At 62.0% G+C, this 10,508-nt stretch carries 10 protein-coding genes and 1 pseudogene; 4 read left to right on the plus strand and 7 right to left on the minus strand.

Annotated elements, in window-relative coordinates; all coding sequences use genetic code 11:
* The first annotated feature begins 789 nt into the window (after positions 1-789).
* Positions 790-1,308 (plus strand): annotated as a pseudogene (locus MKL11_RS03935) (MucR family transcriptional regulator).
* Between the two features lie 10 nt (positions 1,309-1,318).
* On the opposite strand, the gene MKL11_RS03940 reads toward MKL11_RS03935, so the two are convergent.
* The 3 genes from MKL11_RS03940 to MKL11_RS03950 form a co-directional block, all read right to left on the minus strand.
* Positions 1,319-3,019 carry a pilus assembly protein gene (locus MKL11_RS03940; RefSeq protein WP_279600245.1) on the minus strand — a complete coding sequence of 567 codons (1,701 nt, stop codon included), beginning with the start codon at positions 3,017-3,019 and terminating at the stop codon, positions 1,319-1,321.
* A 243-nt stretch (positions 3,020-3,262) separates the two neighbouring features.
* Positions 3,263-3,532 (minus strand): hypothetical protein, encoded by a 270-nt coding sequence (locus tag MKL11_RS03945; RefSeq protein ID WP_243940479.1) that lies wholly within the window; start codon positions 3,530-3,532, stop codon positions 3,263-3,265.
* Between the two features lie 31 nt (positions 3,533-3,563).
* Positions 3,564-4,529, minus strand: a complete 966-nt coding sequence (locus MKL11_RS03950) for a site-specific integrase (RefSeq protein WP_243940481.1) — start codon at positions 4,527-4,529, stop codon at positions 3,564-3,566.
* A gap of 274 nt (positions 4,530-4,803) precedes the next feature.
* Here MKL11_RS03950 and MKL11_RS03955 point away from each other — a divergent pair, with 274 nt between their 5' ends.
* Positions 4,804-5,454, plus strand: coding sequence for a ParA family protein (locus MKL11_RS03955; RefSeq protein ID WP_243940483.1), 651 nt, complete (start codon positions 4,804-4,806; stop codon positions 5,452-5,454).
* A complete protein-coding gene (locus tag MKL11_RS03960; protein WP_243940484.1) occupies positions 5,451-5,834 on the plus strand; it encodes a hypothetical protein in 384 nt (127 codons plus the stop codon). The genes MKL11_RS03955 and MKL11_RS03960 overlap by 4 nt, the downstream gene beginning before the upstream one ends.
* Positions 5,835-6,014: 180 nt before the next feature.
* Here the strand turns inward: MKL11_RS03960 and MKL11_RS03965 are convergent, their stop codons facing one another.
* The 3 genes from MKL11_RS03965 to MKL11_RS03975 are packed head-to-tail and all read right to left on the minus strand — an operon-like array spanning position 6,015 to position 7,144.
* Positions 6,015-6,434, minus strand: a complete 420-nt coding sequence (locus MKL11_RS03965) for a hypothetical protein (protein WP_243940486.1) — start codon at positions 6,432-6,434, stop codon at positions 6,015-6,017.
* Positions 6,431-6,826 (minus strand): phage holin family protein, encoded by a 396-nt coding sequence (locus MKL11_RS03970; RefSeq protein WP_243940488.1) that lies wholly within the window; start codon positions 6,824-6,826, stop codon positions 6,431-6,433. The genes MKL11_RS03965 and MKL11_RS03970 overlap by 4 nt, the downstream gene beginning before the upstream one ends.
* Before the next feature lie 9 nt (positions 6,827-6,835).
* Positions 6,836-7,144 carry a hypothetical protein gene (locus MKL11_RS03975; protein WP_243940490.1) on the minus strand — a complete coding sequence of 103 codons (309 nt, stop codon included), beginning with the start codon at positions 7,142-7,144 and terminating at the stop codon, positions 6,836-6,838.
* A gap of 214 nt (positions 7,145-7,358) precedes the next feature.
* On the opposite strand from MKL11_RS03975, the gene MKL11_RS03980 reads away from it, so the two are divergent.
* Positions 7,359-7,787, plus strand: a complete 429-nt coding sequence (locus tag MKL11_RS03980) for a CsbD family protein (RefSeq protein WP_243940492.1) — start codon at positions 7,359-7,361, stop codon at positions 7,785-7,787.
* A gap of 90 nt (positions 7,788-7,877) precedes the next feature.
* Here the strand turns inward: MKL11_RS03980 and MKL11_RS03985 are convergent, their stop codons facing one another.
* Positions 7,878-10,298, minus strand: coding sequence for a PAS domain S-box protein (locus tag MKL11_RS03985; RefSeq protein WP_243940494.1), 2,421 nt, complete (start codon positions 10,296-10,298; stop codon positions 7,878-7,880).
* Positions 10,299-10,508: the final 210 nt, after the last annotated feature.

Here is a 10,508-nt window from a genome sequence, read left to right on the forward strand (position 1 = left end):
AAGCCGCGCCGACGTTCTCCAACGTTCGCGCCTGCTCGGGAACGCTCGAAGATGTTCTCTGCACACCTGTGCACCCCAGTGCGGATCGGCTCGCCCGGCACGACCCGTGACTACGGGTGCCTTGGTCTGTAGGCGGAATAACCCCGCCTCTGCGCCCCTGTCCTGTTCCGGATGAGCACCGTTCGTGGCCGCCTCATGGGACCTCGTCACTCGACACGGCGGCCGCCATCTTGAGCCTATGCCCGCGCAGCACGGCCAGACCTACGACCCGTAGGAGGAGCCGGCGGCCCGGGTGGATCAGCCGGTTCGACCGCCCCGCGGCAGCATCGAATAGAACTTCCGGGCGTCGAACTGCTGGCACCCTCGCAGGTCGCCGCGATCTGCATCCCCAGGTGGCGTGTGTGGCTGCGCCCGTAGAGGTAGATTGCCAACCGCGCTCGCGTGGCTTCCGGGATGCCTTCAAGCTGATCAGCCAATGCCTCTGGCCTAGCGCGGTAGAGCCGGCTGAGCGTGTCGATCGGCACCGGACAATCGCCGGCCGGATCCTCGGCGCTAACCGGATAGACTCGGCTCACGGCGGCACCTGTAACCTGCTCAACAGCATGCTGCTTAGATCTTGGTTAACAAATTCTTTCGACCAAGCTATCTCACTCAATCACTGTAAATATTTGCATCGGCATTTATGGCTGTCGCTCTGTCGATATTAAATTTCATGCATAATCATGATGCAACTCACTGAATTTAGCCGCATTTAGAACGAGTGATGGTAGTTCTTCGCATAGGTGCAGCATGGACGGCATGATCGGAACATCAGAGGTTGAAAACGTCGATCTTATCGAGCTGACGACCGGCATCGTCTCGGCCTATGTGTCGAACAATCACGTGCAGGGTGCTGAGCTTGCGACGCTGATCGCGGCGACGCACGCTGCACTCTCAGGGATTGGCCAGGGCAGCGCCACTGCTGCTCTAGCGGCCGAGAAGCTCACCCCGTCCCACATCCGGAAGTCGATCACGAACGACGCCCTGATCAGCTTCGAGGACGGCAAGCCGTACAAGACGCTCCGCCGTCACCTGACGATCAGGGGACTGACCGCCGAGGCCTACCGTGAGAAGTGGGGCCTACCGCGCGACTACCCGATGACGGCTGCCAACTACTCCGAGTAGCGCTCGGCGCTCGCTAGGAGTTTCGGGCTTGGTCAGCAGCGCAGGAAGGCGGCTCCGAAGGCCGCCGAGCCTGCAGCGACCGTCTCCGACAAGCCGAAGCGCGCTGGACGGCCGCGGAAGGCCAAGGCGCATATTGAAGGGTAGGTTCAGCAGCCTACTGCGTCAGCCGCAAGGCGCCGATGCTCGCCTGGATCTGCTTGAAGGCTGCAATTAGATCGTCAGACGTATTAGCGATAAAAAACTGGTTTGATGACGAGGCGCAGTTCTTTAAGAGCGTCTGTCCAGCCGCATCAATCGGATCGGACGGAATGCTGAAACCGATCGTGTAGATCGAGACGTTGACTGCCTTGGCGTTAGTGCACGCCTGGGCAGTAAGTGCGTCAAGGGCATTCCTAGAACTGGCAGTGTCAGAAACGTTCTGGTTAGTTGAAGGTAGGCGTGGGTTTGGGTTCGTACCGTTGGCGTTCTGAAAATAACCGGCAGCGAAATACATTGACCCATTTGGAGAGTATGGGTTCGTTGCCCAGCTGTTGGTGCCGTCAGTCATCAAGATGATGATCTTGTTAATGTTTGCCGCATTCGAGCTGCTTGAACTCGACGAGTAGGCTGCACCGTCCGCGAATACGCTGATCGGCGACAGTGTGCGCCACCCCCACATGAAGCCCTCGTGGATGTTCGTCGAGCCCAGCGGCGCCATATTGCTGATAAGATTTTTCAAGGCTGTGGTGTCGTTTGTCAGGCGCTGAAGAGGCTGCGTGGTACAACCAAAATTAGGGCCGTTGGGAATACCGGTCGATGAATTTAAGCTTGTTGGTGCAGGATTATACGGACTGACGTATTTGCAGGCTCGACCTTCCGCCGTGTTAAAAGATGTTCCTGACGCCATAATTGCACAGCTACCGCTTTTGCTACTGCTATCGTCATCAATGTAACTGTTAAAGCTATAATACGTGTTGTTGTTGACGGTAAATCCGGAGTATGTTTTGCTGGCATCCCCCGGCTCGTCGGGGGAAAACATTGGAACGTAATACGAATCTTTGTTAGAACTTGTCGGCGCGCCGTCCTGAACATTGAGTGGGTAGGGTAATGTCTCTAGGCATCCGGCCCAACCCCAGCCGGAATAGGCGGCCTGAAGCTTGGTGAAAATGTCGAACCGACTGCTAAAGCCAGACACGTTCGGCGAGGTCACATTGGTCCAGTGGTAGCTCGACTGACCGTTCTGATCGATCCAGGTCGCATAGCGATAGGTCGACGGATTGACCGCAACCGCTGCTGCGAACGGCACGATCGAGATTTTGGTCGCGCTGGAGAAGGCCGCGTTGGTGTAGACGTAATTGACGAAGTTCGTTGCCGCCGTCTGCACCGCCTGCAGCTTCGATTGCCCGCCACTCGACTCCGCCATCGATCCGGTATTGTCGAGCACCAGCGCGATCTCGAAGGTTTTGGGTAGGGGCGTTGCGCATTGCGCGGCCGAGCCGGGGTTAATGCGGGTCGTCCCGGTGAACTTGCCGAAGAACGCCGTCGAGAGTTTGTGGGCAGTCAGGGTGATCTGACGTGGGTTATTGGTGATCGACAGCGGGTCGACCACAAGGTTCGCTGCCCCCATGGCGCCGATCATCGCCGTCTGCGCCAGCGTGTTAAGGTCCGCGTTCGAGGTGTTGAGCGGCGTCTGGCAGAGCAGCAGCGCCGTGGCATCGGTCGCCGCCTGTAACTTGGTCTCCAGTCGGGTCGCGAAGCCGTAATCGATCGCTGCGCCGGTGAACATGAGCATCGGAACGCTCAGGAATGCGAACAGGACCGCGACGTTGCCACTGCGCTGGCACGTGAAAGCACTAAGGAGAGCGCGACGTTGCATCAGGGGCAAGCTTCGTAGACATGGCGGATTGAACGTGACGCATGCGCGTCATGCTGAATAACGGCACGATGTCTGGCGCCGATTAATGTGCGGTTAACTATCAAGTATCCTGAAGTGCATTCATAAGTTGTATATCATTGTAGGAATAGTGTTGGTTGTGATCTTTAGCTGTAGAGGCGACTTTGATCTTCCAGGAACCCGCTCCCCAAGCGCCCCCTGGGGGCGTTAGCCCTGTAGGCACGATCAGCATCGCCTACTGTGTCGCATCGTCACGGAGCCGCCAACTGGATCAACGGCTTCCACCCAGGGGCGTGACCTGGTCGACGGCGCAAGCTGATTGAGAGAGCGGTTGCAGGCCGCTGCGAGCGCGTCGCTGGATCCGGTTGGCATGACGGCCTGTAACTCGCGCATCAGTCCTGCCACCACGGCGTCTCGCCCGGCCGCGAAGAAGAGATGGCCGTCCCGCTTGTGCACGAGGATCGAGATGACATTTTCGGCGACGGCGTAGGCCACATCCCTAGAGTCGCTACATATGCACGGTCGTTTACAGGAACCCGCTCCCGCTGTGCCCCTTGAACGCGTTGGCCCTGCGGATGTACCCGACCACCGTCCGCGGATCCCTGTGGCCGGACTGGTCCATGATCCGGGCGAGATCGGCGCCCCGCTCTGCGGCCGTCGTGATGTAGCCGGCGCGGAGCGAGTGCGCCCCGAAGGTCGAGGCATCGAGCCCCGCGGCCGTGCAGTAGTGTTTCATCACCCGCTCGACCGTCTTCACACCTAGCCGGCGTGCCTCGACCCTGCCGGCCTTGTTGACCGGCCGGAACACCGCCCCCTCCGTGATGCCGGCTGCATCCAGCCATTCTCGCACCAGCGCCACCGGCCGAATGAACCGCCCGTGCGGGATGGCCTTCTCGACCCCCTGCCCTTCCTGATCGGTCTTGGATCTCCGAACCAAAACCCGCAGGCCTTCCGGATCCTGGACCAGATCGGCGACATCGAGGGCCACGAGTTCCGATCGGCGGAACGCGCCCGCGAACCCTAGCGCCAGCAGGGCTCGATCCCTTTGGCCCGTTAGGGTGTCGGGCGTCCGCATAAGCAGGGCCGCGAGGATATCGGCCGTCGCCGCCGTCTTCTGCTTCGGCCGGGTGCCGATCTCCCGTCGGATCCCCCGAAGGCCCTCGCGCAGACCTTCGTTGTTCGTCGGATCCCGCTCACCGGCAAGCTTATGCGCGTACCGGATCGCGGCCAGCCGCCGGGCGATGGTCGAAGCCTTAGAGCCGCGCGTCGCCTCGTGGCTCAAAAACTCAAGCACGACGAGCGGCGACGCAGGCATCGGATCGAAGCCGTGCTCAGCGCACCAGGTCGCGAACTGGCCGGCGTCACTGAGGTAGGCGCGCTGCGTGCTCTTGGCCTTGCCTGCCCGCTGGAACGCCCGGGCCTGGTCGGATAGGCCGGCGACGATCGGAAGACCGGCCGGTGGCTCCACGACGCGAGTTTTCAGCGCCTTCATGGCATCGTGTCCGATAACTGTCCTTCTCAGACACTATCACGCGCGCTATGGTCGTGCGAGCGTCATTCCACGATCCCGCTTTTATCACACCACAAAAGTGTGACGGAGCGCGGGAGGATGGACGTCGGGTTTTACGAGAAAGTCGTGAACCCCCCCGCAGCAGGCGTGTGCAGCGTTTAGGCTCTCAGCCCGAACGCGCCACGTCATGGCAGCGTGATAATGGCGCTGATCCGGTGGTTTTGTCCCACCATATTAGCGGGAGCATGGCGTCGAAATGGTGAGGATCATCGGCCTTGCGCAGAGCAAGGGCGGCGTCGGCAAGACGACCACGGCTCTGAACCTCGCAGCCGAACTGTATCGGCGAGGGCGGACGGTCGCCGTGCTCGATGCGGACCCGGCCGCGCATGCCGCCTCGATCGCAGAGGACGGACAACTACCGTTCACGGTCACCGCCCACCTCCTGGAGGAGGACAGCGACTCTGCGGTCTCCGCCTGGGTTAAGACCGCCAAGGGCCAGGGGACCGACTTCGTGTTGATCGACGCCCCCGGTGCGATGGGCGCGGCGTTCGGCGCCACCATAGCCGTGTCCGATCTCGTCCTGGTGCCGTCGGGCTCGACCGTGTTGGATGTGCGCGGCGCGGCCGAAACCGTTGGCACGATCCGCCGGCACCGCAAAGCCGCCAAGCGTGACCGGCCCGACATACTCATCGTCCCGAGCCGCATCGACAAACGCACCGGGGCAGGGCGAGATGTGGTGACGACGCTGGCCGCGCTGACTGAGCCGGTGGCGCCGGCCATCTCCTACCGCGCCATCGTGGCCGACAGCCTTGCGACCGGGGAGGCGGTCCCTGCCGACACGCCGTCCGCGGCCGAATTCGCGGCGCTCGCCGACGCCGTCATGGTCCGCCTCGGAGAGACCTTATGAGCCGCCGCCCGAACGTGTCGCAGACGCTCGCGATGAAAGCCGCCGCGGCCGCGGCCCGTGAAGTCGAACAGGATGAGGCCCCGCCGGAGCCGGTGGCGGCGTCAGAGCTCGAGCCTGAGCCAGTCGTTGCCCACGCTATAACGGCGACCGAGATCCATCAGCCTGTCCCGCAGGCTGGAGAGGAGCGCGTTAATTCCAAACCGACTGGCCGACCGAAGGGGCGCCGAGATGTAGCCGCCCGACAGACAGTCTACCTCGATGATGCCCGCCACGCCGCGCTAGCCCGAATTGCCGAGGACCGGGGCCGCTCCATCCATTCCTTGATCCTGGAGGGGATCGACCACGTGATCGGAAAGCCCAGTGCGAAGGGGTGGCAGTAGCGGTAATCGACCTCTCTAAAAGCATATTGATAGTGGTTTTGTGGTGTTGAAAAACCATCATTAAACCGCGAGACCCGCGCTACCAGCCGCGGTGCGGTCGGGAGTGCGCGAGGCCGGGATGCAGCCAGTTGGCTGGGCCCGGTCGTTCGTGCAATTCGAGCCCACAAAAACGGGGACGAGCTATTTCGTGATCCGAACCGAGACCGGATCACTGCCGGGGAAGCTCTCCTCCAGCGCGTCGTCGAGCCGCTCGTGCATCCGGTCCAGATGGTTCTCAGGGAGGTGGCGATCGGTCGTCGTGATGGCGGATCCTGCAGAAACAACCGCCAGACGCCTCCGCTCCGCGGCATTTCGAAAAGCCTCATAGACAAGCAGCCCGAAGCCGGCCGCGATCATGAGCGCTGGGACGGGATTGACCCGGACATCTGCGACAAGCCGCTCGACGGTCTCGCTTGCTGCCTGCCCTGACCGGCGCAGGTCGGCAAAGTCACGCGGGATCCCAGGTTGATTGAACCGGGCCTGCAGGTCGGCCAGCGTCCGATCCAACCGGCCTCGGCTAGCCTCGACGTCCTGCTCCAGTTTGTCTGGCGAGTCGCTCATGTGTCCATCCAATCCGTGAGAACCTGCGCGTCCTGTTTGACCTGCCGACCCGTGCGTGTCGGCTCCAGCGTGGACAGGGATGTCTTGCTGCGCCCGAACAGCCCGAGACTGATCGCAAGTAAGAGGAAGACACCGCCCACGATCAGCGCCGCGAGTGCATCCGATTGAAAGAGGACGGCGATCCCCTTCACCAAGGCGAGGAGCAGCGTGAACAGGCCTGCAGTGGCGCACACGGCCTCCATGAGTAACAGGCTGAGCCCGAGGGATATGCGATGGACGCCCTGCGCCATCTCGGTGCGAAATAGCGTGATTTCGCTACCCACAAGATCTCGTAGCTCGCGGACTGCATCGCCGACGAGGGTCGGGATGCTGCGCAATCCTAGCTCGGCCATCCCGCTCTCCTAGACGTCAGGCGTCGGGAGGACGTCGAGCGGGACCACCGCGTGCGAGCGTGGGACCGGCCGAACCTTGGATGCATTCACAAGGCGGAAGAACGCGAGGCCCGTCAGAACAGCGGCGGCTGTCGTCAGCGCGGGCCGGCGTTGGATTGCGGCGTGAACCTCGTCGTACATCTCGCCGAAGCTGCGGCGTGAAATGGCCTCGGCCAACTCGTCGACGCCGAGCGCCGCCTGATCGAAGAGCTCCTTCAACTGCGGCAGCGAGTCGAGGCTGGTACCTGTGTCGCGAATGGCACCGCCGACGTCCGACACGAAGCGTGCCGCGTCGGCTTTGCGCTTCTCGACATAGCCCTAGGTCTGATCGCGCAGCGCGTCGGCAAAGCCTGGATCGGCGGCGCTCGGCCGGCCATTCTGAGCACCGTTCGGCATCGGGCAGTTACTCCGGTGTACTCTGGACCAGAAGGAACCGTAAGCGTCCCATACAGTTCCGCTGCGCCGCCGGCTGCGTGGTCTACCGTCGAGACGAATGGCGCTGCTCACGCGTTGGTGGCTCGATGCCGCCGATCCGTTCGGATACCGAGGAGGAAGAGCCATGGACGAAGATCGTGTCAAAGGCGCCGCGAAAGAACTCGGCGGCAAGGTCAAAGGTGCAGCGGGCGATCTGACCGGCGATAAGCGGACGCAAGCCGAGGGCAATGTCACTGAGCTGAAAGGCTCGGCGCAAAACCTGTACGGACAGGCCAAGGACACGCTCAGCGACGCGGCCGGGCAAGCGCGGGAATTCGCCGGCGATGCGTTCGACAAGGCTCGCGAGCGCTATCCGGACGCGCAGCGTGTGTACCAGCGCGGCAACGAGGCGCTAAGGCCGCACGCGCAGGAGTCACCGCTGGGCCTCGCCATTCTGGCCGGCGCCATCGGCTATCTGTTCGCTTTAGTCATCCACGGCCGTCGATAAAAATCTGCGCGAGGCCGGGCGAGCCGTGATGATATGGCAGCCCGGTCGATGCGGGCTCATTTTAGAAGGAAAGAGAGACCACGTGGCCTTCTATTGAGCTCTTGTTGAGCGTCTGCGACGTCGCTTGGATGCTGCCTTGCTTAGGGCCCGTGACAGGGCTTCGACCGAGTACGGCTTTTGGAGCAGCTCGAAGCCGTGCCCGCCTTCCTGGGCCAGGACGTGGCTATAGCCGCTCGTCAGAATGACGGGCAGGCCGAGGTAGAGGCGCCGTATTTCGCGGCCGAGTTCAATCCCGGTCATTCCCGGCATCACTACGTCCGAGAAGACGATCTCGTAGGCGTTCGGGTCGTTAGCCACGGCTAGCAGTGCAGCTTGTCCATTCTCGACCCAGTGCGTGCGATACCCGAGTTCCTTTAGAGTTTGGGTCACGAAGTCGCCGACGTCCCGATTGTCTTCGACTACGAGCACGCACAGGTTCCCGCCATCGGCGGTTGCCTCGTCATCACGCTCAATGGCAACCTCGACCGGCGCAGGCACGCGAGGCAGATAAAGTGTGAACGTCGTGCCCTGCTCGACAACGCTCTCGACGATCACCTCACCGCCCGACTGCTTTGCAAAGCCGAAGACTTGGGAAAGCCCCAACCCGGTCCCCTGACCGACGTCTTTCGTCGTGAAGAACGGCTCGAAGATCCGCTCCAAATCCGCAGGTGCGATGCCGATGCCCGTGTCGCTGATCGACACGGCGACAGTGGGAGTCACGACGATTGGATGCGTGCGGACAGCGGGGATTTCCTCGACTGCCTTGACCCTGATCGTGATCTCCCCAGCCCCGTCCATCGCATCACGGGCGTTCACGGCCATGTTGACGAGCGCGGTATCGAATTGGCTTGGATCGGCGTTCACGAAACACGCTTCTTCGTCGAGATGTGTCGCGACCCGTATGCGTGCTCCGGTCAAGGTGCTGACCATCTCACTCAGCATGCGCACGCTCTGGCCGGCATCAAACATGGTGGGTCGAAGCGCCTGTCGCCGCGCGAACGCCAGTAGTTGGCTGGTCAGCTTGGCCGCGCGATCGACGGTGTCAGAGATCGCCGCGATGTAGCGCGTCCTACGTTCCTCAGCGAGGTTTGGTCGCTTCAACAGGTCGGTCGACGACTTGATCACCGTGAGCAGGTTGTTGAAGTCGTGCGCCACCCCGCCCGTGAGCTGGCCGACCGCCTCCATCTTCTGTGACTGACGCAGTTGCTCTTCGGTGCGCATTAGCTCGGCTGTCCGCTCGGCCACGCGCTGCTCAAGGGTTTCGTTGAGGGCGCGCAACTCCGCGGCTACACGATCGCGCTCTGCCTCGACGGCGCGCCGCTCCTCAACGTTGATGAGGACGCCGGGAAAGCTCGACGGTGTACCATCCGCGTCGTGGTCGACGCGTCCGTTCGCCTCGATCCAGTAATACCTGCCATCGGTACGCCGCACGCGATATTGATGCGCGTAAGCACCACCTCGCTTGATCGCTTCGTCGATCGCCGCAGCTAGTTCCGTCTGATCGTCGGCATGAACGGTCGCGACGATCTGGGCGAGCGGAATACCCTCTCGCCCGAGCGCTGGGTCAAGCCCGAAGCTACGTGCGAACCCCTCATCGACGGTGAACCGATCGGTGGGCAAATCCCAATGCCAGGTACCGATGATCGCCCCTGCTGCAAGGGCGAGTTGCACGCGCTGCACGTTCTCGCGGGCGAGCGCCTCGCTGGCGCGCAGACGTTCCTCAGCGACGCGCCGCTCGGTGGTGTCATTGAAGAAGATCGCGATCTGCCGCTCGGCGGGTTCGCCGACTCGGATGGCTCGCACATCGAACCAACGCTCAAACGCCTCGGCGTAGCTCTCAAAGGTCGCCGGTTCACCCGTCCAAGCGACCCGTCCATAGGTCTCGAACCAGAAGGGCTCTAGGTTCGGTGCGAACTCAGTGACCCATTTCCCCCGCAGGTTGACCCCGGCCTGGCGCTCGAAGGCTGGATTGGCCTCAAGGAAGCGATAGTCTACCGGACGATCTTCGCCATCAAATTTGACTTCGACGACAGCGAAGGCTGTCTCGACGGTCTGAAGGAGTGTTTCAAACCGATCTCGGGTTTCGCGTAGACGCTCACCAGCCTCATGCTGGCGTGTGCGATCGCGGACAATTTTGATGTAGCCTTGGTGTGTGCCGTCCTCGATGCGCAGGGGCATCAACTCGCCCGATGCCCAGAACTGGGTGCCATCTTTGCGGAGATGCCATCGCTCATCGCTCGCTCGACCATCAACGACCGCGAGACGCATCTCTTCGTTGGGACGGCCTTCGGCACGATCAGCAGCTGTGAAGAGACGTTCGGCTGATGCGCCTACGATCTCATCGCATCTCCAACCGAAGATGTTCTCTGCTCCAGCATTCCAGTCCGTGACGACCCCATTCAGGTCGGTGCCGATGATCGCGAAATCGATTGCACTTTCGATGACGTGCTGGAGGTGGTGACGTACAGGCATAGCCCCATGTAGCTGCTTCTAAGGCGGAAGTTAGGTTCCGACGATCGTCTGACGGCAATCGTCATCAGAGCACCTCATTCCAGGCAGGAAGGCGCTAGGCCATGCGCTCAGGGGCAGACTCCACCGCTACAGCCGCTCTGGCTGGGCAAGCATGATGGCAGCACGGACGGCAGCTCGTCGAAGCTCCGGGCTTGCCCAAGGTTGACGGAT

This window comes from Methylobacterium sp. J-077, from assembly GCF_022829365.1.
GTDB lineage: Bacteria > Pseudomonadota > Alphaproteobacteria > Rhizobiales > Beijerinckiaceae > Methylobacterium.